General features: G+C 74.0%; 25 protein-coding genes and 1 pseudogene. 22 read left to right on the top strand and 4 right to left on the bottom strand.

Annotation, left to right across the window (positions count from 1 at the left end; translation table 11 throughout):
* Nucleotides 1-32 precede the first annotated feature (32 nt).
* Genes HF526_RS24420 through HF526_RS24410 form a run of 3 tightly spaced genes read left to right on the top strand, consistent with a single transcriptional unit; the run spans nucleotide 33 to nucleotide 2,907 of the window.
* On the top strand, nucleotides 33-1,184 hold the full coding sequence (locus HF526_RS24420) for a Re/Si-specific NAD(P)(+) transhydrogenase subunit alpha (RefSeq protein ID WP_169383905.1): 1,152 nt from the start codon (nucleotides 33-35) through the stop codon (nucleotides 1,182-1,184).
* Nucleotides 1,184-1,522 (top strand): NAD(P) transhydrogenase subunit alpha part 2, encoded by a 339-nt coding sequence (locus tag HF526_RS24415; protein ID WP_169383904.1) that lies wholly within the window; start codon nucleotides 1,184-1,186, stop codon nucleotides 1,520-1,522. The genes HF526_RS24420 and HF526_RS24415 overlap by 1 nt, the downstream gene beginning before the upstream one ends.
* Nucleotides 1,522-2,907 carry an NAD(P)(+) transhydrogenase (Re/Si-specific) subunit beta gene (locus HF526_RS24410; protein ID WP_169383903.1) on the top strand — a complete coding sequence of 462 codons (1,386 nt, stop codon included), beginning with the start codon at nucleotides 1,522-1,524 and terminating at the stop codon, nucleotides 2,905-2,907. Before HF526_RS24415 ends, HF526_RS24410 begins: the two co-directional genes overlap by 1 nt.
* Before the next feature lie 51 nt (nucleotides 2,908-2,958).
* Here the strand turns inward: HF526_RS24410 and HF526_RS24405 are convergent, their stop codons facing one another.
* Both HF526_RS24405 and HF526_RS24400 read right to left on the bottom strand, forming a co-directional pair.
* Nucleotides 2,959-3,141, bottom strand: coding sequence for a YbdD/YjiX family protein (locus HF526_RS24405; RefSeq protein WP_169383902.1), 183 nt, complete (start codon nucleotides 3,139-3,141; stop codon nucleotides 2,959-2,961).
* Entirely contained in the window at nucleotides 3,138-5,297 is a 2,160-nt protein-coding gene (locus HF526_RS24400; protein WP_169383901.1) for a carbon starvation CstA family protein, read from the bottom strand. The genes HF526_RS24405 and HF526_RS24400 overlap by 4 nt, the downstream gene beginning before the upstream one ends.
* A 469-nt stretch (nucleotides 5,298-5,766) precedes the next feature.
* Here HF526_RS24400 and infA point away from each other — a divergent pair, with 469 nt between their 5' ends.
* From infA to eccB, 9 genes are all read left to right on the top strand, one after another.
* Nucleotides 5,767-5,988, top strand: coding sequence for a translation initiation factor IF-1 (gene infA, locus HF526_RS24395; RefSeq protein ID WP_028929190.1), 222 nt, complete (start codon nucleotides 5,767-5,769; stop codon nucleotides 5,986-5,988).
* Nucleotides 5,989-6,027: 39 nt separating this feature from the next.
* On the top strand, nucleotides 6,028-6,141 hold the full coding sequence (gene rpmJ, locus HF526_RS24390) for a 50S ribosomal protein L36 (protein ID WP_010148647.1): 114 nt from the start codon (nucleotides 6,028-6,030) through the stop codon (nucleotides 6,139-6,141).
* 178 nt (nucleotides 6,142-6,319) lie between these two features.
* Nucleotides 6,320-6,700, top strand: a complete 381-nt coding sequence (gene rpsM, locus HF526_RS24385) for a 30S ribosomal protein S13 (protein WP_169383900.1) — start codon at nucleotides 6,320-6,322, stop codon at nucleotides 6,698-6,700.
* Entirely contained in the window at nucleotides 6,700-7,107 is a 408-nt protein-coding gene (gene rpsK, locus HF526_RS24380; RefSeq protein ID WP_169383899.1) for a 30S ribosomal protein S11, read from the top strand. Before rpsM ends, rpsK begins: the two co-directional genes overlap by 1 nt.
* 17 nt (nucleotides 7,108-7,124) lie before the next feature.
* Nucleotides 7,125-7,730, top strand: coding sequence for a 30S ribosomal protein S4 (rpsD, locus tag HF526_RS24375; RefSeq protein ID WP_169383898.1), 606 nt, complete (start codon nucleotides 7,125-7,127; stop codon nucleotides 7,728-7,730).
* A 96-nt stretch (nucleotides 7,731-7,826) separates the two neighbouring features.
* Nucleotides 7,827-8,870, top strand: coding sequence for a DNA-directed RNA polymerase subunit alpha (locus tag HF526_RS24370; protein WP_169383897.1), 1,044 nt, complete (start codon nucleotides 7,827-7,829; stop codon nucleotides 8,868-8,870).
* Between the two features lie 2 nt (nucleotides 8,871-8,872).
* Complete coding sequence (rplQ, locus tag HF526_RS24365; RefSeq protein WP_169383896.1) at nucleotides 8,873-9,625, top strand: 50S ribosomal protein L17, sunset domain variant; 753 nt, start codon at nucleotides 8,873-8,875, stop codon at nucleotides 9,623-9,625.
* 149 nt (nucleotides 9,626-9,774) lie between these two features.
* Nucleotides 9,775-10,563 carry a tRNA pseudouridine(38-40) synthase TruA gene (gene truA / locus HF526_RS24360; protein WP_275404179.1) on the top strand — a complete coding sequence of 263 codons (789 nt, stop codon included), beginning with the start codon at nucleotides 9,775-9,777 and terminating at the stop codon, nucleotides 10,561-10,563.
* A 427-nt stretch (nucleotides 10,564-10,990) separates the two neighbouring features.
* Nucleotides 10,991-12,436, top strand: coding sequence for a type VII secretion protein EccB (gene eccB / locus HF526_RS34740; protein ID WP_211177739.1), 1,446 nt, complete (start codon nucleotides 10,991-10,993; stop codon nucleotides 12,434-12,436).
* A gap of 10 nt (nucleotides 12,437-12,446) precedes the next feature.
* Here eccB and mycP read toward each other — a convergent pair.
* Nucleotides 12,447-13,583: pseudogene (mycP, locus tag HF526_RS35705) on the bottom strand (type VII secretion-associated serine protease mycosin); the annotation flags it as partial.
* Nucleotides 13,584-13,702: 119 nt separating this feature from the next.
* Nucleotides 13,703-15,139: a type VII secretion integral membrane protein EccD gene (gene eccD, locus HF526_RS24350; RefSeq protein ID WP_169383894.1), complete on the bottom strand. Its 1,437-nt coding sequence runs from the start codon at nucleotides 15,137-15,139 to the stop codon at nucleotides 13,703-13,705.
* Nucleotides 15,140-15,286: 147 nt separating this feature from the next.
* On the opposite strand from eccD, the gene eccCa reads away from it, so the two are divergent.
* From eccCa to HF526_RS24300, 10 genes are all read left to right on the top strand, one after another.
* The gene (eccCa, locus tag HF526_RS24345) at nucleotides 15,287-19,297 is read left to right on the top strand and encodes a type VII secretion protein EccCa (protein ID WP_169383893.1); all 4,011 of its coding nucleotides are present in this window, start codon (nucleotides 15,287-15,289) and stop codon (nucleotides 19,295-19,297) included.
* Nucleotides 19,294-20,832 (top strand): type VII secretion-associated protein, encoded by a 1,539-nt coding sequence (locus HF526_RS37075; protein ID WP_169383892.1) that lies wholly within the window; start codon nucleotides 19,294-19,296, stop codon nucleotides 20,830-20,832. The genes eccCa and HF526_RS37075 overlap by 4 nt, the downstream gene beginning before the upstream one ends.
* Nucleotides 20,833-20,927: 95 nt before the next feature.
* The gene (locus tag HF526_RS24335; RefSeq protein ID WP_338051710.1) at nucleotides 20,928-21,398 is read left to right on the top strand and encodes a GNAT family N-acetyltransferase; all 471 of its coding nucleotides are present in this window, start codon (nucleotides 20,928-20,930) and stop codon (nucleotides 21,396-21,398) included.
* Nucleotides 21,399-21,504: 106 nt separating this feature from the next.
* A complete protein-coding gene (locus HF526_RS24330; RefSeq protein ID WP_169383890.1) occupies nucleotides 21,505-21,816 on the top strand; it encodes a WXG100 family type VII secretion target in 312 nt (103 codons plus the stop codon).
* An 11-nt stretch (nucleotides 21,817-21,827) separates the two neighbouring features.
* The gene (locus HF526_RS24325) at nucleotides 21,828-22,115 is read left to right on the top strand and encodes a WXG100 family type VII secretion target (RefSeq protein ID WP_169383889.1); all 288 of its coding nucleotides are present in this window, start codon (nucleotides 21,828-21,830) and stop codon (nucleotides 22,113-22,115) included.
* Nucleotides 22,116-22,336: 221 nt separating this feature from the next.
* Nucleotides 22,337-22,780, top strand: coding sequence for a 50S ribosomal protein L13 (gene rplM, locus HF526_RS24320; protein ID WP_169383888.1), 444 nt, complete (start codon nucleotides 22,337-22,339; stop codon nucleotides 22,778-22,780).
* A gap of 32 nt (nucleotides 22,781-22,812) precedes the next feature.
* A complete protein-coding gene (gene rpsI, locus HF526_RS24315) occupies nucleotides 22,813-23,343 on the top strand; it encodes a 30S ribosomal protein S9 (RefSeq protein WP_169383887.1) in 531 nt (176 codons plus the stop codon).
* Nucleotides 23,344-23,355: 12 nt separating this feature from the next.
* Nucleotides 23,356-24,693 carry a phosphoglucosamine mutase gene (gene glmM / locus HF526_RS24310; RefSeq protein WP_169383886.1) on the top strand — a complete coding sequence of 446 codons (1,338 nt, stop codon included), beginning with the start codon at nucleotides 23,356-23,358 and terminating at the stop codon, nucleotides 24,691-24,693.
* Between the two features lie 197 nt (nucleotides 24,694-24,890).
* Nucleotides 24,891-25,187: a hypothetical protein gene (locus tag HF526_RS24305; RefSeq protein ID WP_169383885.1), complete on the top strand. Its 297-nt coding sequence runs from the start codon at nucleotides 24,891-24,893 to the stop codon at nucleotides 25,185-25,187.
* On the top strand, nucleotides 25,184-25,624 hold the full coding sequence (locus HF526_RS24300) for a hypothetical protein (protein ID WP_169383884.1): 441 nt from the start codon (nucleotides 25,184-25,186) through the stop codon (nucleotides 25,622-25,624). Before HF526_RS24305 ends, HF526_RS24300 begins: the two co-directional genes overlap by 4 nt.
* Nucleotides 25,625-25,791 lie beyond the last annotated feature (167 nt).

Genomic DNA, 25,791 nt, shown 5'->3' with positions numbered 1-25,791 from the left:
CCCCAGGGCGTTCGCTGGTCTAAGTTCTGCGCATGAGTGCAGAAGTCGCAGCGCCGCGCCCCACCACGGTGGGTGTGCCCCGCGAGACCGGTGAGGGTGAACGCCGGGTCGCGCTGGTTCCGAAGGTCGTCGAAAAGCTGGTCGGACGCGGCGTCCGCGTCGTCGTCGAGTCCGGGGCCGGTCTGGGCGCATTGATGCCCGACGAGCTGTACACCGCAGCGGGCGCGAGTATCGGAGACCCGTGGGACGCCGACGTCGTGGTGAAGGTGGCGCCGCCGTCGAGCGAGGAGATCTCCCGGCTGCGCCGCGACGCCACGCTGATCGGGTTCCTGGCGCCGCTGACGTCCCCGGAGACGATCGAGGCGTTGCGCTCGGCCGGGGTGCAGGCGTTCGCGATGGAGTCGATCCCGCGGATCTCCCGGGCGCAGTCGATGGACGCGTTGTCCTCGCAGGCCAACGTGGCGGGCTACAAGTCGGTACTGCTCGCAGCGGAGCGCTCGACGCGATTCTTCCCGATGCTGACCACGGCGGCGGGCACGGTGAAGCCGGCGACGGCGCTGGTCCTGGGCGTGGGGGTGGCCGGCCTGCAGGCGCTGGCCACCGCGAAGCGGCTCGGCGCCCGGACCACCGGATATGACGTGCGGCCCGAGGTGGCCGACCAGGTGCGCTCGCTGGGTGCGCAGTGGCTGGACCTGGGGATCGATGCCGCCGGCGAGGGCGGCTACGCGCGTGAGCTGACCGAGGCCGAGCGCGCCGAGCAGCAGAAGCGGCTCGAGGAGGCGATCACCGGGTTCGATGTGGTCATCACCACCGCACTGGTGCCCGGTCGCACGGCCCCCACCCTCGTGACGGCCGAGGCCGTGAAGGGCATGCGCCCCGGCAGCGTGGTCGTCGACCTGGCCGGGGAATCGGGTGGCAACTGCGAGTTGACCGAGCCCGGTGAGGTCGTCGTCAAACACGACGTGACGATCGCGTCGCCGCTGAACCTGCCGGCGACCATGCCCGAGCACGCGAGCGAGCTGTACGCACGCAACATCTCGGCGCTGCTGGAACTCATGCTCGACGAGCACGGGGCGCTGACCCCGAACTTCGACGACGAGGTGCTGGCGAAGTCCTGTGTGACCCGTTCGGCCCCGCAGGCGAGCGCGAGCGAGCCGACTCAGACGACGCAGGAGGGCAACTGATGGAGACCGGGCTGCTGGCGAACATCGCGATCCTGGTGCTGGCCGGGTTCGTGGGATTCGCGGTCATTTCGAAGGTGCCGAACACGCTGCACACACCGCTGATGTCGGGCACGAACGCGATTCACGGCATCGTGCTGCTGGGTGGGTTGATCGTGCTCGGGCACGCGGAGAACCCGTCGATCGTGGACCAGATCATCCTGGTCATCGCGATCACGTTCGGCATGATCAACGTGGTCGGCGGGTTCCTGGTCACCGACCGGATGCTGGGAATGTTCAAGTCGAAGCCCGAGGCGCCCGCGGCGGACAAGGTCTCGGCCAACGGGAAGGTCCAGGGCTGATGACCACGCTGATCCCGCTGCTCTACATCGTCGCGTTCTCGCTGTTCATCTACGGCCTGATGGGCCTGACCGGCCCGAAGACCGCGGTTCGGGGCAACCACATCGCCGCGGTCGGCATGGTCATCGCAGTAGTGGCGACGCTGCTGATGCCGGGCATGCACAACTGGCTGCTGATCATCCTCGGGCTGATCCTGGGCACGCTGCTGGGCGTGCCGTCGGCGCGGCAGGTCAAGATGACCGCGATGCCGCAGATGGTGGCGCTGTTCAACGGCGTCGGCGGCGGTGCCGTCGCGCTCATCGCGTGGTCGGAGTTCCGCACCAGCGCCGGGTTCGCCGACGAGCCCGGCTACGTGGTCGTCGCGTCGCTGTTCGCGGCGATCATCGGCTCGGTCTCGTTCTGGGGTTCGCTGATCGCGTTCGGCAAGCTGCAGGAGATCCTGCCCGGCCGCCCGATGGGGCTGGGGAGGGCGCAGCAGGTGGTGAACGGCGCGCTGCTGATCGGCGCCGTCGCGTGCGCGGTGATGGCCGGGATGGGCGGCGCGTCGCAGCTGTGGATCATCGGGCTGCTGGTGCTGGCCGCGATCCTGGGCGTCATGGTGGTGCTGCCCATCGGCGGCGCGGACATGCCCGTGGTCATCTCACTGCTCAACGCGCTCACCGGGCTGTCGGCGGCCGCCGCCGGTCTCGCGCTGAACAACACGGCGATGATCGTCGCCGGCATGATCGTCGGGGCGTCCGGTTCCATCCTGACCAACCTGATGGCCAAGGCCATGAACCGCTCCATCCCGGCGATCGTCGCGGGTGGCTTCGGCGGCGGCGGCGCGCTGCCCGGCGCGGCGGACGGCGTCGAGCGCACTGTGAAGTCGACCAGCGCCGCGGACGCCGCGATCCAGATGGCCTACGCCTCGCAGGTGATCGTGGTACCCGGCTACGGGATGGCCGTCGCGCAGGCCCAGCATGCGGTCAAGGACATGGCCAAGCTGCTCGAGGCCAAGGGTGTGGAGGTCAAGTACGCCATCCACCCGGTGGCCGGCCGGATGCCCGGGCACATGAACGTGCTGCTCGCCGAGGCCGACGTTCCCTACGACGCGCTCAAGGAGATGGACGACGTCAACGACGAGTTCTCCCGCACCGACGTGACGCTGGTGATCGGGGCGAACGACGTCACGAACCCGGCCGCGCGCAACGACCCGAGTTCACCCATCCACGGGATGCCGATCCTCAACGTCGACGAGTCCAAGTCGGTCATCGTGCTCAAGCGCTCGATGAACAGCGGCTTCGCCGGCATCGACAACCCGCTGTTCTACGCCGAGCAGACCTCGATGCTGTTCGGGGACGCGAAGAAGTCGGTGGTCGAGGTGACCGAGGAACTCAAGGCGCTCTAGTCCTGCCGTGCCGCGGTCCCGGGGACGACGAGGTCCCCGGGGCCGCGGGGGTCAGCAGCAGCGGCTGCCCGGGCGCGCGTCGGCGCGGTCGATGCGCCTGCGCTCGAACTCCCGCCGGCTCATCGGCGGGTGGCCGGGATGCTCTCGGGCGTGCCGGGCGAGGTAGTGGTCGTACTGCGCCTCCCCGGTGAGCTCGCGCAGGTACCAGCGCACCGCTCGCCAGAGGGATCTCATCGGCGGCCGGCCGGCGTCGCCTCGGCCATCGCCCGCCGCTCCGCCGCCGTGGGAATCAGCCCGGCGGGCGCCACGAGCGTCGACTCGACGGCCGGTGCCTCACTGCTGGGCAGCGGCACCGATGAGGTGAGCGCCCGGTACCAGACCAGCATCGCGTTACCGACCACGATGATGATCAGGGTGGCGAACAGGGCGGCGAGCACACCGTCGACCGTGGAGTTCAGGATGACCGCCCGCATCTCGTCCAGGTTCTTGGCCGGGGCGAGCACCTCACCACGGGCCAGCGCCGCGGCGAACCGCTCCCGCTGCGCGAAGAAGCCCATCTTCGGATCGGCGGAGAACACCTTCTGGTAGCTCGCGGTGAGGGTGACGGCGACATCCCAGGCCAGTGGGATCCCGGTGACCCAGGCGTAGCGCGCGCGGCCGGATTTGATCAGCAGCGTCGTGCACACGGTCAGCGCGATCGCCGCGAGCAGCTGGTTCGCGATGCCGAACAGCGGGAAGAGCTGGTTGATCCCGCCCAGCGGGTCGGTGACGCCGGCGTAGAGGAAGTAGCCCCACGCCCCAACGACGGCCGCGCTGGTGACCCACAGGCCCGGCTTCCAGTTGACGTTCGCCATCGGCTTGTACACGTTGCCCAGGGTGTCCTGGAGCATGTAGCGCCCCACCCGGGTGCCCGCGTCCACCGTGGTGAGGATGAACAGGGCCTCGAACATGATCGCGAAGTGGTACCAGAACGCCTTGAGCGCGTCGCCGCCGATGGCGCCGGAGAAGATCTCCGACATCCCGACGGCCAGCGTCGGCGCTCCGCCGGTGCGGGCGACCAGCGTGCTCTCCTGGACCGCCGCCGCGGCCGCGGTCAGCGCCTCCGGCGTGATGGTGAACCCCAGCTGGTTGACAGCGGCGGCGGCGGACTGGGCAGTGCTGCCGAGCAGGCCCGCCGGGGCGTTCATCGCGAAGTAGAGCCCCGGGTCGAGCACCGACGCCGCGATCAGGGCCATGATCGCGACGAACGACTCGGCGAGCATCGCCCCGTAGCCGATGAGCCGGACCTGCGACTCCTTCTGGATGAGCTTCGGTGTGGTGCCCGACGCGATGAGCGCGTGGAACCCGGACAGCGCGCCGCAGGCGATCGTGATGAAGACGAACGGGAACAGCGACCCGGCGAACACCGGCCCGTCCCCGCTGAAGGCGAACCGGGTGAACGCCTCGGTGTTCAGCACCGGCGCGGAGACCAGCACGCCGACCGCGAGCAGCGCGATGGTGCCGATCTTCATGAACGTCGACAGGTAGTCCCGCGGCGCCAGCAGCATCCACACCGGCAGCACCGACGCGGCGAAGCCGTAGACGATCAGGCAGATCACCAGGGTCCGCGGGTCGAGGGTGAACACCCCGGCCCAGCTCGACTCCTGGACCCAGCCCCCACCGGCGATCGCGAGCAGCAGCAACGCGACGCCGATCAGGCTGGTCTCCACCACCCGGCCGGGCCGCAGCACGCGCATGTAGAGGCCCATGAACAGCGCGATGGGGATGGTCATGGCGATGGAGAAGGTGCCCCACGGCGACTTCGCGAGCGCGTTCACCACGACCAACGCCAGCACCGCGAGCAGGATGATCATGATCGCGAAGACGGCGACCAGCGCCGCGACGCCGCCGACCGGGCCGATCTCGTCGCGGGCCATCTGGCCCAGGCTCTTGCCGTCGCGGCGCATGGAGAAGAACAGGGTCACCATGTCCTGCACGGCGCCGGCGAAGATGACGCCCACGATGATCCAGATGGTGCCGGGCAGATAACCCATCTGCGCGGCCAGCACCGGCCCGACCAGCGGCCCCGCGCCCGCGATCGCGGCGAAGTGGTGGCCGAACAGCACGCGGCGGTCGGTGGGCTGGAAGTCGGTGCCGTTGTCCAGGCGCTCGGCGGGCGTCGCCCGGGTGTCGTCCACCTGCAGCACGCGGCGGGCGATGAACCGCGCGTAGAAGCGGTAGGCGATCGCGTACGAGCCGAGCGCCGCCGCCACCAGCCAGATCGCCGAGACGTTCTCGCCGCGGGCCAGGGCGAGCACGGCCCAGGCCACCGCGCCGACGACCGAGACGGCCCCCCAGATCAGCACCGAGCGCGGGCTCACCCGGCGCCGGACCTCGCCGGGCGCGCTCATGTGCCGGTCCCCATGACCGTGGCCGGCGGTGTCGCCGGGCCACCGTGGCCGAGCCGGCGCCCCACGGCGCCGGCCTCTGCGATCCTCGCGGGCATCTGCGTCCCCTCCGTCCTCGGCGTCGTCGCCGTGGCGTCGATGCATCGGTCGGGTGACCGTACTGCCGAGTTGACCCGTTTGGGGAGTTGTCCGGTGCTGGTCCGTTATGAGGGACACGTCGGCCGGTCGTGAGCTCGCGGACGGCCTGAGGATCTGCGCGGCGGGGCGTGACGGTGCCGCGCCGGGTCTGCGCTTCGCGCGCGTCTACCCGATTTTGAGCCTGTCCCGCAACACACGTACACTGGTGTTTCGGCGCGCATGTTTGCGCCGGTTCCGTCGTGCCTCCCGCACCTCCGGTCCCGGTGTCGACGCGTGCCCGGGAAGTACCGACCAGCACGATTCGTACCAGAACCTGTCACGGAACGCGGAGGACATGGCCAAGAAAGACGGGGCGATCGAGGTCGAGGGCCGGGTCGTCGAACCCCTGCCGAACGCGATGTTCCGCGTCGAGCTGGAGAACGGGCACCGGGTCCTGGCTCACATCAGCGGGAAGATGCGGCAGCACTACATCCGGATCCTTCCCGAGGACCGGGTGGTGGTGGAGCTGTCGCCGTACGACCTGACCCGCGGCCGCATCGTCTACCGCTACAAGTGACCGCCACAGGTTGACCGAGGAAAGCAGAAGGCAGCAGACGTGAAGGTCCAGCCGAGCGTCAAGAAGATCTGCGACAAGTGCAAGGTGATCCGCCGTCACGGCAGGGTCATGGTGATCTGCGAGAACCTGCGCCACAAGCAGCGCCAGGGCTGATCACCCGCACGTCCGTCGCGAGCTTCGAGCACGCAGCACCACCGAGGAACTCCTCGCACCTGCCGGGCCACACGGGCGCGGCTCACCCCCGGAGCCAGGCCGGGGCCCGGATGACGAGTCCGTCCGGGACGGGCGAAGAGCAGACCTGGACGGAACAGAACAAGGAGAACACCGCCGCATGGCACGACTCGCCGGCGTCGACCTCCCCCGCGAGAAGCGGATGGAGATCGCGCTCACCTACATCTACGGGATCGGGCGTTCCCGCTCCAAGGAGATCCTGGACGCGACCGGCATCAGCCCGGACCTGCGTTCCCGCGACCTGAGCGACGAGGACATCGCGCGGCTGCGCGAGTACATCGAGAACGCCTACCGGGTCGAGGGCGACCTGCGCCGTGAGGTGCAGGCCGACATCCGTCGCAAGATCGAGATCGGCTGCTACCAGGGGATCCGGCACCGCCGGGGCCTGCCGGTGCGCGGCCAGCGCACCAAGACCAACGCCCGCGGCCGCAAGGGACCGAAGAAGACGGTCGCCGGCAAGAAGAAGGCAGGTAAGAAGTAATGCCGCCCCGCACTCGCGCCGGCGCCGGCCCCAAGAAGGTCCGGCGCAAGGAGAAGAAGAACGTCGCGCACGGCCACGCGCACATCAAGAGCACCTTCAACAACACCATCGTGTCGATCACCGACCCGAACGGTGCCGTGATCGCGTGGGCCTCCGCCGGCCACGTCGGTTTCAAGGGCTCGCGCAAGTCGACGCCGTTCGCCGCGCAGATGGCCGCCGAGAACGCCGCCCGCAAGGCCGCCGAGCACGGCATGAAGAAGGTCGACGTGTTCGTGAAGGGCCCCGGCTCCGGCCGGGAGACCGCGATCCGTTCGCTGCAGGCCGCCGGCCTCGAGGTCGGCACGATCTCCGACGTCACCCCGCAGCCGCACAACGGCTGCCGTCCGCCCAAGCGGCGCCGGGTCTAGGGGAGGGAGAACCAGAGATGGCTCGTTACACCGGACCCATGACCCGCAAGTCCCGCCGGCTGAAGGTCGACCTCGTCGGCGGCGACAAGGCGTTCGAGCGTCGTCCGTACCCGCCCGGCCAGCACGGCCGGATCCGGATCAAGGAGACCGAGTACCTCCTGCAGATGCAGGAGAAGCAGAAGGCCCGCTTCGCCTACGGCGTGCTGGAGAAGCAGTTCCGCCGCTACTACGAAGAGGCCAACCGTCGCCAGGGCAAGACCGGCGACAACCTGCTGCAGATCCTCGAGTCGCGGCTGGACAACGTCGTCTACCGGGCGGGTCTCGCCCGCACCCGGCGGATGGCCCGGCAGCTGGTGAACCACGGCCACTTCCTCGTCAACGGCGAGAAGGTCAACATCCCCAGCTTCCGCGTGTCCCGGTACGACATCATCGACGTCAAGCCGAAGTCGCTGAACACGGATCCGTTCATCATCGCCAAGGAGCTCCTCGGCGACCGTCCGGTTCCGGCGTGGCTGCAGGTCGTCCCCTCGACCCTGCGCATCCTGGTCCACCAGCTGCCCGAGCGGGCTCAGATCGACACCCAGGTCACCGAGCAGCTGATCGTCGAGCTCTACTCCAAGTAGTGGCTCGACACCCCCGGCGCCGCAGGGAGGCGCCGGGGGTTTTTACCCCGCGGCGTCAAATAGCGGTCGCCGCAGGCGGAGAAGGAGACACATCCCATGCTGATTTCTCAGCGCCCCACCCTGACCGAGGACTCGGTCACCGACACCCGGTCGCGGTTCGTCATCGAGCCGCTCGAGCCGGGCTTCGGCTACACGCTCGGTAACTCGCTGCGCCGGACCCTGCTGTCCTCGATCCCCGGGGCGGCGGTGACCAGCATCCGCATCGACGGCGTGCTGCACGAGTTCACCACCGTGCCGGGCGTCAAGGAGGACGTCACCGACATCATCCTCAACCTCAAGGAGCTGGTCGTCAGCTCCGAGGAGGACGAGCCGGTGACCATGTACCTGCGCAAGCAGGGCCCCGGCCCGGTCACCGCGGGCGACATCGTTCCGCCGGCCGGTGTCACCGTGCACAACCCGGACCTGCACATCGCCACCCTCAACGACAAGGGCCGGCTCGAGGTCGAGCTCGTCGTCGAGCGGGGCCGTGGCTACGTGCCGGCCATGCAGAACAAGGCCACCGGCGCCGAGATCGGCCGCATCCCGGTCGACTCGATCTACTCGCCGGTGCTCAAGGTGACCTACAAGGTGGAGGCCACCCGCGTCGAGCAGCGCACCGACTTCGACAAGCTGGTGCTCGACGTGGAGACCAAGCCCTCGATCACCCCGCGGGACGCGCTGGCCTCGGCCGGCAAGACCCTGGTCGAGCTGTTCGGCCTGGCCCGCGAGCTGAACGTGGACGCCGAGGGCATCGAGATCGGCCCGTCGCCGCAGGAGGCCGACACCATCGCGGCCTTCGCGATGCCGATCGAGGAGCTGGACCTCACCGTCCGCTCCTACAACTGCCTCAAGCGTGAGGGCATCCACACGGTGGGTGAGCTGGTGGGCCGCAGTGAGGCCGACCTGCTCGACATCCGCAACTTCGGCGCCAAGTCGATCGACGAGGTCAAGATGAAGCTCGTCGGCCTCGGCCTGGCCCTCAAGGACAGCCCGCCCGGATTCGACCCGTCGGCCGCGGCCGCCGAGTACGGCTCCGACGGGTTCGACCCCGACACCTTCGGGGACGACGGCCAGGACTACGCAGAAACGGAGCAGCTGTAGCCATGCCACAGCCCACCAAGGGGCCCCGCCTCGGCGGCTCGCCCGCGCACCAGCGGCTGATGCTGGCGAACCTGGCGACCTCGCTGTTCCAGCACGGTCGGATCACCACGACCGAGGCCAAGGCGCGCCGGCTCCGGCCGTACGCCGAGCGCCTGATCACCAAGGCGAAGCGCGGCGACCTGCACAACCGCCGCGAGATCCAGAGGGTGATCCGGGACAAGGAGGTCGTGCACCGGCTCATCGCCGACATCGGCCCGTTCTTCGCCGACCGCGACGGCGGTTACACGCGGATCACCAAGACGCTGCCGCGCAAGGGCGACAACGCCCCCATGGCCGTGATCGAGCTGATCTCGCAGAAGACGGTCACCGACGAGGCCGACCGGGCGCGCCGGGTCGCCGCCTCGCAGGCCGCCGCAACGCCGGCTCCGGCGGAGACCGCCGTCGCAGACGAGCCCGCCGCCGAGGAGACCGCGGAGGCCACCGAGGTCTCCGAGGCGGTCGAGGAGAGCACCTCCACCGAGGACGCGCCGTACGGCGAGGGCAGCCACGCCCCGCTGGCCGACGCCTCCGAGGCCCCCGAGGGCTTCCCGATCAAGGGCAACGAGGACTCGAAGCTGTACCACGTCCCCGGTTCGGCGCACTACGACCGCACCGTGGCCGAGGTCTGGTTCGCCTCGCCGGAGGCCGCCGAGGCCGCCGGGTTCCAGCTGCCCCCGTCGCAGCGTGAGGACGCCTCCGCGGAGGAGCAGTCCTGATCCACCCGCACGACACCCGCGAGCCCGTCGTCCAGCCGGACGGCGGGCTCGCGGGCGTTCCGGGGCTGCTCCCGGAACTGCCGACTCGCGCTCCCGATAACGACGACTCGCCCTCCCGGAACTGCCGACTCGCGCGGTTCCGGCTCGACCTGGGCTACGACGGGACGGACTACTCCGGGTGGGCGATGCAGCCCGGGCGCCGCACGGTGTGCGGGGTGCTCACCGACGCGTTGTCGACGGTGCTGCGCAGGCCGGTCGCGCTGACCGTGGCCGGGCGGACCGACGCGGGGGTGCACGCCATCGGGCAGGTCGCGCACGCCGATCTCCCCGCCGACGCCGACACCGCGTGGGTGGTGCGCCGGCTCGCCAGGCTGCTGCCACCCGATGTCCGGGTGCGGGCCGTGACGCAGGTCCCCGACGCGTTCGACGCCCGCTTCTCCGCGCTGCGCCGGCACTACCGCTACCGGGTCGCCACCGCCGCGCACGGCGCCGAGCCGCTGCGTGCCCGCGACACCCTGTCCTGGCCGCACCCGGTCGACCTCGACGCCGTCAACGCCGCGTCGGCCGGGCTGCTCGGTGAGCACGACTTCGCCGCGTTCTGCAAGCGCCGCGAGGGGGCGACCACCGTGCGCGCCCTGCAGCGGCTGTCCTGGACCCGGGGGCCGGACGGCGTCGTCGTCGCGGAAGTGTCGGCCGACGCGTTCTGCCACTCCATGGTCCGCAGCCTCGTCGGGGCGTTGCTCGACGTCGGACGCGGGCGCCGGGCCGTCGACTGGCCGGCCGGGCTGCTGCAGCGCACCGAGCGGGCCAGCGACGTGGCGGTCGCGCCGGCGCACGGGCTCACCCTGGTCGCCGTCGACTACCCACCGGACGACGAGTTGGCCGTGCGTGCCGAGGTGACCCGCCGGGTGCGGGTCCCGGACGCCGGCACCGCGTGACCCGCACCGGGCGACACCGCGCCGTGTTCTCCGGCTCACTCAACGGACACAGGGTGCAGTTGCCGCGTATCAGGCGCCCCGGTGGGTATGGCGGTGGCGGACGGCCACTGCGCCGAAGCCCTGATCGGAGCGTCACCTGTCCCGCGGGCCCTCCCCGCCGCCGACCGTCGGCGACGCGGCCGCCCACCTGGTGAGACCGTCCCTGGCACGCTCACCCATGCCCAGGTCGCGCACGCCGTCACGCAGCTCCGCGGGCGCCGGCGCCAGCCCGCCGCCGAACGGGTGCCTACCGTGCTGCGAGCGCTGGACCTGACCATCGTCCCGACCCCGAGGTCTGCACGTCGCCGGAGACCGGCCGGGCCTGACCGGCCGGCGACTTCTTCCGAACCGCCCCCACGGGCCCTCCCGCGCGGCTAGCGTCCAGCGGGTGCCCCGCGCCCCGGCCACCCGCGACCAGGTCGACGCCTATCGGTACGGGTTGCGCCGGCTGGAGGCCGCGCTGGTCCGCGGGGACCCGGTGCCGCTGCACGAGCAGATCCGGTCACAGCGCCGGGCCGCGCTGGCCGGCGTCCTGCTCGGCCTGGTCGGGCTCGGTGCGGTCGCCGTCTACGCCCTGGTGGTGCCGCGCCCGGACTGGACCCGGCAGGTGCTGGTCGTCGGCCGTGCCTCCGGCGCGATGTACGTCGTGGCGCACGACCCCGACCGGCTCGTCCCGGTCGCCAACCTGGCCGCAGGCCGGCTCGTGCTGGCCGGGCTGAACAGCGGGCCCGGGATGGAGACGGCGGTACCCGTCGTGGTCGACGACGACGACCTCGCGGCCGCGCCCCGCACCGCGACGGCCGCGGTGCCGGGCGCGGTCGCCGTGCGCCCGGAGGGTCCGGGTATCGCCCCGCGCTGGGCCGTCTGCGACGAGGTGGACACCACGGCGCGCACCCGGCTGATCGGCACCACGGTGGTCGCAGGCGCCTCCGGGACGCCCCCCGAGGCCGCTCCCGGTGGGGACACCGGCGTGCTGCTGGCGGTGCCCGGCGGCGGTACCTACGCCGTCGTCGACGGGCGGCGGCACCGCGTGGACCTCGAGGACCGGCCGGTGCTCGCCGCGCTCGGGCTGGCCGGCCGGATCCCGCGGCCGGCCAGCCCCGGCCTGGTCTCCGGCATCCCGGAGGGGCCGGCGCTGGTCACCCCGGCGGTCCCGCCCGGACGGGCCCCGGCAGGGGTACCGGGCCGGGTCGGCGACGTGCTCACGACCACCGTGGCCGGCGGCGCGAGCCGTTCCTACGTGGTGCTGCCCGGTGGGCTGCAGGAGGTGCCGCCCCTCGCCGGGCAGGTGCTCGCGGCCGCCGCGGGGGTGGCGCCGGCCGAGGTCGGGGCGGGTGTCGTCGCCGCCGCCCCGCTGGTCGACGAGCTGGACCTCGCCGGTTGGCCGTCCGGACCGGCCCGGTGGTCGGAGCCCGCGGACGCCCCCGTCGTGTGCTGGACCTGGGCGGCCGACGCCGGGTCCGCCCCCGTCACCGCGGTGCGGGCCGGGACGCGGGTGCCGGCGCCCGCCGAGGCCGTGACCGTTGCCCTCGCCCAGGCCGACGGTCCCGGCGCCGGGACCGACGCCGTCGTGCTCCCGCCCGGCGGTGGCGGCGCGGTCCGCGCCGTCGGCAGCGGCCGGCCGGTGGGCGGCGGGACGTTGTGGCTGGTCTCGGCGACCGGGGTCGGTTACGGCGTGGCGGACGCGGCCTCGGCCGGCGCGCTCGGGATCACCCGCGCCGACCCGGCCCCGGAGGCGGCCCTGCGGCTGCTCCCGACCGGACCGGCACTGGACCTGGCGCAGGCGGCGCTGGCGGTCGACGTGGTGCAGGCCCCGGAACCCGGCGGGGGCTGACCCGCAGCCGCCCGGCGGCGGCCGCCACCGCGCCGAGTAGCACCGCGACCCCGAGCAGGCCGACGGCCCCGCCCGGGGTGGTCGTGCCGGCCGGCGCCGGCTCCGCTCCGGGCAGCGTGGCGGTCGGCCGTGCGATCAGCCCGTCCGGGGACAACCGCAGCGGCTCGGCGGTGAGCGCGGCGAGCGGATCGATCACGCCGTGACCGACGGCGGGGTCCACGCCGGCGGGCCGGCGCGCCGTGGCGGTGATCCGGTCGGCGACCTCCCGCGCCGTGAGCTGCGGGAACCGTTCGCGCACCAGCGCGGCCAGGCCGGCCACCCAGGGGGCCGCGAAGCTGGTTCCCTGCACGTCCGGCCCGGTGAGCCCGCGCCCGACGGCCAGCGAGCGCAGCCCGGTGCCGGGGGCGGCCACATCGACCCACGGGCCCGGGACGCTGAACGGGGCCGGGGTGCCGTCGGGATCGGTGGCGCCCACGGTGAGCAGGCCCTCGCCGTACCAGCCGGGCAGCGACACCTGCCGGTCGTCGCCGGGATTCGCGCATCCCCCGGAGCCCGCGTTCCCGGCCGCCGCGACCACGACGACGTCGGACTCGGCGGCGTAGCTCAGCGCGGCCTGCAGCGACCGGCCGGCGCGGGCGGCCGTCGCAGCAGGCAGGCACGCCGCCTCCGAGATGTTGATGACGGTGGCCTGCTGCCGGACGGCGCGCACGATCGCTGCGGCGAGGGTGTCGGTATCGCCGGCCGGGACCAGGGTGCCAGCCGGACCGGGCACCTGGAGCAGCGCGCTGGACTGCCGGATGGACAGCAGCTCCGCGCCGGGGGCGATCCCGACGAACGTGTCGTCCGGGCCGGGCGCGGCGGCGAGGAGACCGGCGACCGCGGTGCCGTGTCCGTCGCAGTCGTCGAGGCCGTCGGAGCCCTGCAGGTAGTCCCCGCCGCCGAGCAACCGCCCGGCCAGCCGCGGGTGCGGTGCCACCCCGGTGTCGATCACGGCGATGCGCTGGCCGGCGCCGGAGGCCAGCGTGTGTACGGCGTCGAGTTGCAGGACGTCCGCGGCGACGCTGCCGGCCGTGTCGACGGCGGAATCCGTGGGATCCGTGCCGGGGACGGGAGTGGGACAGCTGTCCGGCAGCCGCAGTCCGGGCACCGGACCGGGGATGCCGCCCGCGGGCACGGACACCTGGACCGGGGGCGGCTGCGGGACCGGGCTCGGCGCGGCCGGGACGAGCACGAGCGACAGCGCGAGCGCGACCGCCGCCTCGGCCCTCACAGCCCGCGCACCAGCCCGTACAGCCCCATCACGCCCAGCGCGAGGGGGATCGCCAGCGCCACCAGCACCATCTCCAGCATGTCGACCGCGCGCCGCGACACCGGTGAACCGGCGTGCTCACCGGCCCGGACCACCGCCGCCCCGGCTGCCGCCGCGGCCAGCAGCGCCGATGCCAGGCCCAGCCGGCCGGCCGGGGCGGCAGCGCTCGCGGCGGGTACCAGCGCGGCGACGCCCGCCGCGAGCCCGGTGACCACCAGTGTCCGCGCCGGGACCGGGTCGGCGAAGCCGCGGGCGCGCAACAGCAACACACAGACCGTGACGCCCGCGAACGCCGGCCCGGCCCACCCCGGCGCGCCCGCGGCCAGCACGGCTGCGGCGGCGGCCACGACCGCACCGCCGCCGACGGCCCCCGCCAGGTAGCCACGCGCGAGATCGGCCCGTTCGGCGAGCTCCGCCGGCGGCAGCAGGTCGGCCGCGGTGTCCGCGGCGACGAGTTCACCCGCGTCCGTCGGGACCTGCGGGCGAGGCAGCCCGGCCAGCCGCAGGGCGAGGCGCGGCAGCAGCGGCCCGCCGGCCAGCACGACCGTGCCCCACCCGGCCGCCAGCGCGGCGACGGGGACGCCGAACCAGAGCCGCAGCAGCGCCGCGGTACCCGCGGCGACGGCGACGACGGCGGCCGCGATCAGGGCCGGGGCCACCACCCGCAGCGCGATCTGACCGGCCGCGGCGACCGTCCCGCCCGCCGCCGCGGCCAGCAGCAGGTGCGCGGCTCCAGGGGGACCGGGCAGCGCGGCCCAGCCGGCGGCCGCGGCCGGCGGGACCGCGGCCGGCGGGACCGCGGCCAGCGCGGCGGTCAGCCCGGCGATCCGGCCGGTACCCGGCAGCGCCTCGTGCTCCGCCCCGCTCGCCGGCTGCGCGGCACGCAGCACGCCTGCCGCGGCGGCCACCGAACCGAGCGCCACGGCCAGCCCGACGACCGGCGATCCCGTCCCCGCATCCGCGCGCACCCCGGCGATCAGCCAGGCGGCGGCCCCGGCGAGCGCCAGCACCGCGCCCGGTCCGAGCCAGCGGCCCAGCACGTCGCCCCCGCCGGTGTGCGTGCTGATCGCGGCCAGCGCGTCGACCGGGTCGTCGAAGACCGGCGCGGGTGGCGGCGCGGCGGCGGGTCCGATCCGCAGCAACTCGCCGTCGAGCACCCCGAGGGCGGTCAGCGTCGCCTCCGGCGGCAGCAGGCCGCCGGCCGCACCGCTCAGCCGCCACGGCACGGGGCGTCCCTCGCCGGTGCGGGCCGGCTCACCGAGCAGCTCGAGCACCATCGGCGTCAGCTCGCCGACCGGGACGTCGGTGGGCAACGCGAGGTCCACCCGGCGGCGCGGCGCGAGCACGGTGAGCCGGCAGTACGTCGTCCCCGGACCGCTCCGGACTCCCTGCATCCCGGGCTCCTCTCCGTCGGGCGGCTTTGTGTCAAACGGCCCCGGCAGGCCGGAACGGCTGCCTAGTATTCCCCCGCCCACGCCGCCGAATGGGCCGTTTCGGGTAATTCCCGGCTCGTCCGGGACGACCGGGGAGGGGAGCGACCGGTGAGTACCGTCGAGGTCCCGCGACCGCGCCGCACGCTGCCTCGGACACCGGGGGGAGAGCTCACCCTCGAGCCGCCGCCGGAGCCGGAGCGGATCATCCCCACCGGGGTGCTGCCCCGGCTGCTGCCGGTGGTCATGCTGCTCGGCTCGGTCGGTTTCATCGCCGTGCTGGGCCCGGACAAGCCGACGTCGTGGCTGTTCGGCGGCATGTTCGCGCTCTCGACGCTGGGCATGGTGCTGACCGGCTCGGCCGGGCGCGGCGGCGGCAGCCGGCAGGCCTGCCTCGACGAGGACCGGCGCGACTACCTGCGCTATCTCGGACAGCTGCGCCGCCAGGTGCGCGGGATCGCCGCCGAGCAGCGCGCGGCGCTGGAGACGGTGCATCCCGAACCCGCGGCCTGGCCCGCGGTACTCGCCGCGGGCCGGCTCTGGGAACGGCGCAGTGCCGACGCCGACTTCGGTCAGCTGCGCGTCGGCTGCGGCGCGCAGCGGCTGGCGACCCGGCTCACCGCGCCGCAGACCGGGCCGGTCGAGGGCATCGAGCCGATCACCGCGCTGGCCCTGCGCCGGTTCCTGCTGGGCCACGCCGTGGTGCCGGACCTGCCCGTGGCGGTGTCGCTGAGGTCGAGTTCGACCGTGTGGCTGGAGCCGGTGGACACCGATCTCGGGCCCGCCCGGGCGCTGGCCCGGGCGATGGTGGCGCAGTACGTGCTGTGGCACAGCCCGTCCGACGCGCTGCTCGCGGTGGTGGCACCGAGCCGGCTCGCGGCCGAGTGGGAGTGGGTGAAATGGCTGCCGCACGCCGCGCACCCGCGCCGCCGGGACGCCGTCGGCGCCCTCCGGATGATCACCGCAGACGCTGATGACGTGCGTCGCTGGTGGATCGCCGAGCTGGCCGGCCGGTCCGCCGGGACCGGGATCGGGGAACCGCACCTGCTCGTCGTGGTCGACGGCGTCGCCGAGGGGCCCGGGCCGTGGGCGGGCGTCGCCGGGGTGACGGTGCTGCGCGTCGGGGCCCCGCCGGGCCGGCGGCCGGCGCCGTCGGTGGTGCGGCTGTGCGTCGGCGCCGACCGGCTGGGCCGGGCCGAGGCCGTGGCCGAGCCGGAGAACGGCCCCGGGAACGGCCCCGGAGACGCAGCGAACGGCACGGATGGCGCGGTCGGCTGGATCGGCCGGCCCGACGCGCTGCCGGTCGCCGAGGCGCGGGCACTGGCCCGCCGGCTCGCCCGCTACCGGCCCGCCGGGGCGGCCGATCCCGCCGCCGGCGGCGGGCCCCGGGGGCCGGCCGGGCTGCCGGGCCTGCTGGGTGCCGACGTGACCGGCCCCGACCAGATGGAGGCGCTGCGTGCCCGGTGGCGGCGCGCGGACACCGACCGGCTGCGGGTCCCGATCGGGGTCGACGAACGCGGGCAGCCGGTCGTGCTCGACCTCAAGGAGTCCGCGCAGGGTGGCAGCGGGCCGCACGGGCTCTGTATCGGCGCGACCGGTTCGGGCAAGAGCGAACTGCTGCGCACGCTGGTGCTCGGGCTGGCCGCCACGCACTCGCCCGCCGACCTGAATCTGGTCCTCGTCGACTTCAAGGGTGGCGCGACATTCCTCGGCTTCGCCGGGTTGCCGCACGTCTCCGCGGTGATCACCAACCTGGCCGACGAGCTGACCCTGGTCGACCGGATGGCCGACGCGCTCGCCGGGGAGATCACCCGCCGGCAGGAGTTGCTGCGCGCGGCGGGCAACCTGGCCGGGATCGCCGACTACACCGCCGCCCGCCGGACCCGCCCGCAACTGCCGCCGTTGCCGGCCCTGTTCGTCGTCGTCGACGAGTTCTCCGAGCTGCTCGCCCAGCGTCCCGAGCTGATCGACCTGCTGGTCACCATCGGCCGCCTCGGCCGCTCGCTCGGACTGCACCTGCTGCTCACGTCGCAGCGCCTCGACGAGGGACGGCTGCGCGGGCTGGAGTCGCACCTGTCCTACCGGATCGCGCTGCGCACGTTCTCCGCCGCGGAGTCCCGCGCCGTGCTCGGCGTGCCCGACGCCCACCAGCTGCCGCCGGCCCCCGGCTCGGCGTTCCTCGCCGCCGGTACCGACGAACTGGTGCGGTTCCGCGCCGCCTACGTCTCCGGGCCACCGGTGACCGGGGCGCCGGCCGTGGTGACGGGGGCCCGGCGGGTCCACCCGTTCCGCGCCGGGCCCGTCCACGAGCCGGCGGCCGTCCGGTCCGAGGCGCCCGGCGGCGCCGAACCGGACGGGGAGACCGTGCTCGACGCGATGCTCGCCGGGCTGGCCGGGCTGGGCCCGCCCGCGCACCGGGTCTGGCTGCCGCCGCTGGACGCCCCGCCTCCGCTGGACGAGCTGCTCGGCCCCGTCCGTCCGGTGCCCGGCCGCGGGCTGGCCGCCGACGGCGGGGCGCTCGGCGAGCTGCGGGCGCCGATCGGCCTGGTGGACCGGCCCTACCAGCAGCGCCGCGACCCGCTCGTCGTCGACCTGTCCGGTGCCGCCGGGCACGTCGCCGTCACAGGCGGGCCGCGGTCGGGCAAGTCGACGGCGCTGCGCACCCTGGTGCTCGGGCTCGCGCTCACCCACACCCCGGTCGAGCTGGGCGTGCACGTGCTCGACTTCGGCGGCGGCGGGCTGGCCACGCTGGCCGGGCTGCCGCACGTCGGCACGGTCGCCGACCGCCAGCAGCCCGATCTGGTGCGGCGCACGGTGGCCGAGCTGGCCGGGGTGCTGGCCCGGCGGGAGCGCTCGTTCCGCGCGGCCGGCCTGTCCTCGGTCGAGGAGTTCCGGGCCCGCCGGGCCGCGGGCGAGTTCGCCGACGAGCCCGCCACCGACCTGCTGCTGGTCCTCGACGGCTACCTCACGCTGCGCAGCGACTTCGACGACCTGGAGGCCCGGCTGCTGCCGCTGGCCGCGCAGGGCCTCGCCTACGGGCTGCACCTGGTGCTGTCGGCGACCCGCTGGACCGAGCTGCGCCCGGCGGTGAAGGACCTGCTGGGCACGCGCATCGAGCTGCGCCTGGGCGAACCGTCGGAGTCCGAGGTGGACCGGCGCCGGGCGGCTGCGGTACCCGCCCGCCCCGGGCACGGGCTGGCCCCGGACGGCGCGCCGATGGTCCTGGCCGCGCCGCGGCTGTCCACCGCGGACACCGCGTCGCTGCAGCGGGCGGTGGCCGGCGCGTGGGGTGGGCCGGCGGTCGAGCCCGTCCGGTTGCTGCCCGACCGGCTCGACCACGACGCGTTGCCGGCCGCAGAGCCCGCCGATCCGGGCCGGCCGGTGGTGCCGGTCGGGGTCGACGAGGACCGGCTCGGGCTCGTCGAGCTCGACTTCGCCGCGGAGCCGCACCTGATCTGCTTCGCCGACGCGGAGAGCGGCAAGACCACGCTGCTGCGGGTGATCGCCCGCGGGCTCACCGACCGGCTCGCACCCGACCAGGCGCGGCTGATCGTGATCGACTACCGGCGCGGGTTGCTCGACGCGGTCGGTGAACCGCACCTCATCGGCTACGCCAGCACCCCGGACGCCGCCGCCGAGGCCGCCCGTGAGCTCGCCGGTTCGCTGCGCCGGCGGCTGCCCGGACCGGACGTGACGCCCCGGCAGCTGCGCGAGCGCAGCTGGTGGTCCGGCCCCGACGTCTGGCTGCTCGTCGACGACTACGACCTGGTCGCGCCGGTCGGTGGGAGCGGCGCGAACCCGCTGCTGGCGCTGCTGGAGTTCCTGCCGCAGGCCAAGGACGTCGGCCTGCACGTCGTGCTCACCCGGCGCAGCGGCGGTGCCGGACGGGCGCTGTTCGACCCGCTGCTGGGCCGGCTCCGCGAGCTCGCCGCACCCGGCCTGGTGATGAACGGCAGCCCGGACGAGGGGCCGCTGATCGAGTCGGTGAAGCCGGCGCCGCTGCCGCCCGGGCGGGGCACGCTGGTCGACCGCAGGCGAGGGGCCCGGCGGGTACAGCTGGCGTGGCTGGCGCCGGACGGTGCGGACGGCCCCGGGACCGGGGCGAGCGGGCCCGCGTCGTGACCGGGTGCCCGCGGCGGATCGCGGTACAGCCCGGCGCGTCGGGCGTCCGGCTGGCCGGTGCCGGGCCGGACGATCCGCCGCGGGTGCTGGCCGAACTGCCGGCCGGGGATCCCGGTGGGCTGCTGACCGAACTGCTCGAGGAACGACCGGTCGAGTTGACCGTGCTGCACCCGTCGTCGTGGCCACCTGCGCGGGCCACGGCCTGGGCACGGGGGGCGGCCGGGCTCGCCGAGCGGGTGCGGGCGGTCCCCTTGGCCCTGATGGTCGGTGCCGCCGTGCCGCGAGTGGTGGTCGACGCCGGGCACGGCGGCGTCGAGATCACCCTGCTGGGGCCGGACGGGGTCCGCGCCACCCGGACCTGCGACGCCGGTGGCGCCCGGCTCGACGCGATCACCCTCGACCTGCTGCGGTCGGCGGTGCCGGATGCGGCCGACCGGGCGACCCTGCTGCACGTCGCCCGTCGGGTGCGGGAGCGGTTGTCGCTGCTGCCCACCGCCTCGGCCGCGCTCGCCGGCGAGCGGGTGCGCGTGGACGCCGGGGAACTGCGCCGGGTGCTGGCCGCACCGTTCGGCGACGTCGTCGACGCCGTGGGCGGGCTGCTCGGGAACACCCGGCCGGCGGAGATCGTGCTGGTCGGCGGGGTGGCGCGGACCCCGCTGCTCGCCGAGCTGATGGACGCCGCGGAGCTCGGGCCGGTCCGGGTGCCGGCCCGCCCGGAGGCCGAGGCGCTGCTCGGGGCGCTGCGGGAGCCCGCACCCGCAGTCGCCGCGGCGGGTGCTGGCGGAGGGTGGATCACCGCCCAGGCGCGCCCCGGTGCGCCGGGCGTCCCGGTGGGCCTCGAGCCGGGGCGGGGCGCCCGAGCGACCGGCCGCCGCGCCGCTGCCGAACGGGCTCCCGGACGCGCCGCTGCGGAACCGGCTTGCGGCCGGGCCGCTGCTGAACCGGCTTTCCGCTGGCTGCCGCCGGTCCCGCCCCGCCCCCGCCGCCCGCTGCGCATCGCCGTGGCCGCCGCCGCGGGTGTTGCCGTGGCCGGAGCGCTGCTCGCCGGGGTTCTGCCGGGCCCGCCCACCGCGGCGAGCGGAGACGCTCCGCCGGCCGGGGTGCTCGTACAGTACGGCTACCGGATCGACCTGCCCGCGGGCTGGGAGCACACCGGCGGACTGCCCGAGCGGCGGCGCACGCTCATCACCCCGGTCACCGCCCCGGACGGCAGCGATCTGATCTCCGTCGAGCGGTCCGACCTGGGCTACGACGCGAACGCCGAGCCGGACCGGGCGCTGCGCGAGCTGCGCGCGGAGTTCGACGCCGCGGTGGCCGGCGGCGCGCCGCTGACCGGCTTCGACTCCGCGGCGCGCGTCGCCGGGCGGCCGGGGGCCGGGTACCAGCAGGTCATGGGGGGCGGGGCGGTCGTCGACTGGTTCGTCGTCCTCGACCGTGGCGCCCAGCTCAGTGTGGGCTGCCAGCACACCGCAGCCGGGGCGGCAGCGGTCGAGCGGGCCTGCGCCGCCGTCGTCGGCTCGCTGCGTCTGCAGTAGGCCCCCGCGGGAGCGGTCCCGCCCCGCGATGCCGCCCACCGGCCCCAGGGATGATCGAAGCGCGACATCCCGACGGACCAGGAGGGCAGGGCCCGGTGACCAGCGACGTACTCGACATCCGGCTGCATCGCTACGACGAGCCGATCGTGCAGGAGCTGATCGCCGAGCTGCAGGCCGAGTACGTCGTCCGCTACGGAGACGAGGACCGGTCCCCGGTCGGGCCGGACGACTTCACCCCACCTCGCGGCTTCTTCCTCGTCGCCTGGCGTGGCCAGGACGCCGTCGCCTCGGTGGCGATGCGGGCCGTCGACGACCAACCGGGCACCGTGGAGGTCAAGCGGCTCTACGTGCGGCCGGCACATCGTCGCCAGGGGCTGGCCCGGATGATGCTGCGCGGTGCCGAGGAGCGGGCCCGGGGGGCCGGCTACCGGCGGGTGGTCCTGGAGACCGGGACCGAGCAGCCCGAGTCGCTGAAGCTGTACGCCGGCGAGGGCTATGACGAGATCCCCGGATACGGCTACTACGCGGGTCTGGCGCACAGCGTCTGCTTCGCCAAGCCGCTCTGATCAGCGTTCGCAGTCGCGAACCATCCGGCCGGACCACCCCGGCGAGGCGGGCCGCCCTGCGAGCGTGGGCGTCCGAGCATCGAGACGACACGAGGAGTGAACCGGCATGGCGGGTGGATTCGGTACCACCACCGAGGAGATGGCCCGGGCGGGCCAGCACGTACTGACGGTCAACGACACGGTGCAGTCCGACCTGGCCACGCTGCGCGGGCAGCTCGCGCCGCTGGCCGGTGCGTGGCGGGGAGAGGCGTCCACGGCGTTCGCCGGGCTGATGGCGCGCTGGGACGCCGACGCGCGGGCGCTCAACGACGCGTTGCGCGCGATCGGCGAGGCGATCCAGGGGTCCGGGCTGGCCTACCAGCAGCAGGAGAGCGAGCAGGCCGGCGGCCTGTCCGCGATCCGGTCGGCGCTGGGCTGAGGGGGCCGGGGATGTCCGAGATCAAGGTCACCTTCGCCGAGCTCGCCGTCGCCCAGCACAACGTCGCTGGCACCGCGCAGCGGATCGCGGCCCGGCTCGACGAGCTGAAGCGGTTCCTGGCGCCGCTGGCCGCGACCTGGGAGGGCCAGGCGGCCACCGATTACCAGGCCCGGCAGCGACAATGGGACACCGCGGCGGCCGACCTGGCCTCGGTGCTCGCCCGGATCGGGGTCGCGCTGGGCACGGCGAACGACAGTTACCAGCAGGTCGAGCAGGCGAACGCCCGTCGATGGCAGTGATACCCCCGATGGTCGGGGGCCTGACGGGGCCGTAGTAGGGGGCCGTTTTGACCCCGCTTCGTCGCGGCAGGTACCCTCGACCATCGATGTGCGGCGGGTGGAGACCCGCGGCCGCTTCAGGGCGGCCCGCTAGCCCCCTCGGAAGTATCTCCTGGGGCCTGGCGCCCACCGCACCGCGCGACAGAGGCAGCTCCCGAGCCCGAGAACGACGAGGTAGATCCGTGCCCACGTACAGCCCCAAGCCCGGCGAGATCAACCGCGCCTGGCACGTGATCGACGCCACCGACGTGGTGCTCGGCCGGCTGGCCACGCACGCCGCGACCCTGCTGCGCGGCAAGCACAAGCCCACCTACGCCCCGCACATCGACACCGGCGACTTCGTCGTGATCGTGAACGCCGAGAAGATCGCGGTCTCCGGTAACAAGCGCGACGACAAGTTCGTCTACCGGCACAGCGGTTACCCGGGTGGTCTCCGCCAGCGCTCGGTCGGCGAGATGATCGAGAAGCACCCGGACCGTCTGGTCGAGAAGGCGATCAAGGGCATGTTGCCCAAGAACCGCCTCGGCCGTGCGATGGCCAAGAAGCTGAAGGTCTACGCCGGGCCGTCGCACCCGCACGCCGCGCAGAAGCCGGCCCCGTTCGAGATCACCCAGGTCGCGCAGTGAGCAGCACAGAGCCAGTGGAAGAGGGACAGCCCGTGACCACCCCTGAGCACGAGGCCGTCGAGGCCGAGGCCACCGAGGCCACCGAGGTCGAGGCCCCTGAGGCCTACGACGCCGAGTACCCGGCCGACGACAGCGCCGACGACAGCTACGTGGCCGAAACCCCGGCCGTCCTGAGCGACCGGCCCATCCAGACCGTCGGGCGTCGCAAGGAGGCCGTGGTCCGGGTTCGCCTGGTTCCCGGCTCCGGTAACTTCACGCTCAACGGCAAGTCCCTCGAGACCTACTTCCCGAACAAGCTGCACCAGCAGCTCATCCGGGAGCCGCTGGTCACCGTCGAGAAGACCGAGCGCTTCGACATCTTCGCCAACCTCACCGGTGGCGGGACGTCGGGCCAGGCCGGTGCGCTGCGCCTGGCCATCGCCCGCGCCCTCGTCGAGGTCGACCCGGACGACCGCCCGCCGCTCAAGCGCGCCGGGTTCCTCACCCGTGACGCCCGCGCCACCGAGCGCAAGAAGTACGGCCTGAAGAAGGCGCGCAAGGCGCCTCAGTACAGCAAGCGCTGACACCCGCTCCGGATGCGTCGCCTCTTCGGAACCGACGGAGTCCGGGGCCTTGCCAACGGCGAGCTCCTCACACCGGAGCTCGCCGTGGCTGTGTCGGCCTCGGCTGCACGGGTGCTGGCGGAACAGAATCAGTCGCGCCGGCCGCTCGCGGTCGTCGGGCGTGACCCGCGGGCCAGCGGCGAGATGCTCGAGGCTGCCGTCGTCGCGGGCCTGGCGTCCGCCGGTGCGGACGCGGTCCGTGTCGGGGTGCTGCCCACCCCGGCCGTCGCCTATCTGGTGGCCGAGTTGGGCGCCGATCTCGGCGTGATGATCTCGGCTTCGCACAACCCGATGCCGGACAACGGGATCAAGCTGTTCGCCGCGGGCGGGCACAAACTGCCCGACGCGATCGAGTTGGCCGTCGAACAGGGTGTCGATGCGCCCCGGGTCCGTCCGACCGGGGCCGACGTCGGCCGGGTCCGGGACCTGCCCGACGCGCTCGACCGCTACATCGCGCACCTGCTCGTGAGCACCCCGCAGTCGCTGGCCGGGCTGCGCGTGGTTGTCGACTGCGCGCACGGCGCCGCGTCGGTGGCCGCACCCGACTGCTACGCGAAGGCCGGCGCCGAGGTCATCGCCCTCAACGCCGCCCCGGACGGGCTGAACATCAACGACGGGGTCGGCTCGACCCACCTCGGTCCGCTGTGCAGGGCCGTCGTCGAGCACCGGGCCGATCTGGGCATCGCGCACGACGGCGACGCCGACCGCTGCCTCGCCGTGGACGCGGCCGGGAACATCGTCGACGGCGACCAGATCATGGCGATCCTCGCGGTGGCCATGCGCGACGCCGGCGAGCTTGCCGCCGACACGCTGGTCGCCACCGTGATGAGCAATCTCGGCCTGCACCTGGCGATGCGCGACGCGGGCATCGCGGTGCGCACCACGCAGGTCGGCGACCGCTACGTGCTCGAGGAACTGCGCGCCGGGGGTTACACCCTGGGTGGCGAGCAGTCGGGCCACGTCGTGCTCCCCGGCCACGCCACCACCGGCGACGGTCTGCTCACCGCGCTACGGCTGATGGCCCGCGTGGCGCAGACCGGATCGTCACTGGCCGAGCTGGCCGGCATCCTCACCCCGCTGCCGCAGGTGCTGCACAACGTCGCGGTTGTCGACAAGGCCGCTGTCGCGGCGTCGGCGGCGGTCCAGGAGGCGGTCGCCGCTGCGGAGGCCGAGCTGGGCGAGACCGGCCGGGTGCTGCTGCGCCCGTCAGGCACCGAGCAGCTGGTCCGGGTGATGGTCGAGGCGCCGACGGCCGAGCAGGCCACGGCGACCGCCGTCCGGTTGGCCGAGGTCGTCGCCACCGCCCACTGACTGCGAGAGCGGCGGCGTCGGCCCGGTGACGGTGGCACTCCCGATCCCGCGAGTCGGCGTTTTCGGGAGGGTGAGTCGGCACTTGCGGTATGTCGGCGCCCGAGTCCGGTTGTGGCGGCGCAGGGCCGGGGCGGTGCGGGTCCGGCGAGTTCGGCGATTCCGCTCCGTGCGCAACTCGGTTGCGCGACGATCGGACCATGCCGCCGGATGTGCATCTCGACCCCCATCGGCTACGCGTGCACGCCGGACGGCTGGCCGAGGCGCTCGACGCGCTGCGGCCGGTCACCGAGCCCGACGCGGTCCTGGGCTGCCTGCGGGCGCCCGCTGCATCGGGCCTGCACGCGGAGCTGGACCGGCTCGTCACGGTGCTGATACGGGCCGGGAACGAGCTCGCGGAGCTGTCCGGCACCTTGTGGGCCGTGGCGGCGGAGGCAGAGGACGCCGATCGCGGAGTCGGAGGCTCGCTCACCCGTCTCGTGGCGGACCTGCGGTGACCCAGGACGTGCCACCGCCCGATCCGCAGGCGCTCGACCGCGCGGCTCGTTGGGTCGAGGTGCTGGCGCAGCGGTTGTCCGAAGTGGTGCCGGAGGTGGGCCGGCTGGTGGGGCAGGTCGCGCGGGACTGGCCGGACCACCGCGGCCGGGAATGGACGGAACGCGCAAGTCTGGTGCACCGTGAGCTGCTCCGGGAACTCGACGCCGCGACGGAACTCGCGCGGTCCACCGCCCGGCTGGCGGCTGAGTCCAGCACGATGCAGGTTCCCGCCGGTGCAGAACAGGACGTGGGGCGCTCCGTGCCCTCGTGGACGATTCCGCGGCCGGTGGGACGGGCCTCGGGCCCGCGGCTCGGCGGAACGGATGCCGAGCGCGTCGAGGACGAGCGGGGTGTGCGGATCCCGCTGCTACCCGACCCGCCGGAGCCGTCCGGATGAGCGGCGCAGGAATTCCGCGTCTCGCAGGACGAGAAGTGCCGACCTGCGGGACCAACGGTGCCGACTCACCCCCGGAAACCGCCGACTCGCGGGACCGAAACCGCCGACTCGCGGGACCGGAAGTGCCGACTCGCGCAACCGAAAGTGCCGACTCGCGGGTGGGTGGG

This window comes from Pseudonocardia acidicola (genome assembly GCF_012911935.1).
In the GTDB taxonomy this organism is placed as follows: Bacteria; Actinomycetota; Actinomycetes; order Mycobacteriales; family Pseudonocardiaceae; genus Pseudonocardia; species Pseudonocardia acidicola.
Note: the sequence above shows the minus strand (reverse complement) of the source record. Positions and strands in the feature narration are given on the sequence as shown.

Bases quoted from the DNA above. Each gene is read 5' to 3' on its own strand.
- HF526_RS24420 (WP_169383905.1), top strand. From the start codon at position 33: ATGAGTGCAGAAGTCGCAGCGCCGCGCCCCACCACGGTGGGTGTGCCC.
- HF526_RS24415 (WP_169383904.1), top strand. From the start codon at position 1,184: ATGGAGACCGGGCTGCTGGCGAACATCGCGATCCTGGTGCTGGCCGGG.
- HF526_RS24410 (WP_169383903.1), top strand. From the start codon at position 1,522: ATGACCACGCTGATCCCGCTGCTCTACATCGTCGCGTTCTCGCTGTTC.
- HF526_RS24405 (WP_169383902.1), bottom strand. From the start codon at position 3,141: ATGAGATCCCTCTGGCGAGCGGTGCGCTGGTACCTGCGCGAGCTCACC.
- HF526_RS24400 (WP_169383901.1), bottom strand. From the start codon at position 5,297: ATGAGCGCGCCCGGCGAGGTCCGGCGCCGGGTGAGCCCGCGCTCGGTG.
- infA (WP_028929190.1), top strand. From the start codon at position 5,767: ATGGCCAAGAAAGACGGGGCGATCGAGGTCGAGGGCCGGGTCGTCGAA.
- rpsM (WP_169383900.1), top strand. From the start codon at position 6,320: ATGGCACGACTCGCCGGCGTCGACCTCCCCCGCGAGAAGCGGATGGAG.
- rpsK (WP_169383899.1), top strand. From the start codon at position 6,700: ATGCCGCCCCGCACTCGCGCCGGCGCCGGCCCCAAGAAGGTCCGGCGC.
- rpsD (WP_169383898.1), top strand. From the start codon at position 7,125: ATGGCTCGTTACACCGGACCCATGACCCGCAAGTCCCGCCGGCTGAAG.
- HF526_RS24370 (WP_169383897.1), top strand. From the start codon at position 7,827: ATGCTGATTTCTCAGCGCCCCACCCTGACCGAGGACTCGGTCACCGAC.
- rplQ (WP_169383896.1), top strand. From the start codon at position 8,873: ATGCCACAGCCCACCAAGGGGCCCCGCCTCGGCGGCTCGCCCGCGCAC.
- eccD (WP_169383894.1), bottom strand. From the start codon at position 15,139: ATGCAGGGAGTCCGGAGCGGTCCGGGGACGACGTACTGCCGGCTCACC.
- HF526_RS24330 (WP_169383890.1), top strand. From the start codon at position 21,505: ATGGCGGGTGGATTCGGTACCACCACCGAGGAGATGGCCCGGGCGGGC.
- HF526_RS24325 (WP_169383889.1), top strand. From the start codon at position 21,828: ATGTCCGAGATCAAGGTCACCTTCGCCGAGCTCGCCGTCGCCCAGCAC.
- glmM (WP_169383886.1), top strand. From the start codon at position 23,356: ATGCGTCGCCTCTTCGGAACCGACGGAGTCCGGGGCCTTGCCAACGGC.
- HF526_RS24305 (WP_169383885.1), top strand. From the start codon at position 24,891: ATGCCGCCGGATGTGCATCTCGACCCCCATCGGCTACGCGTGCACGCC.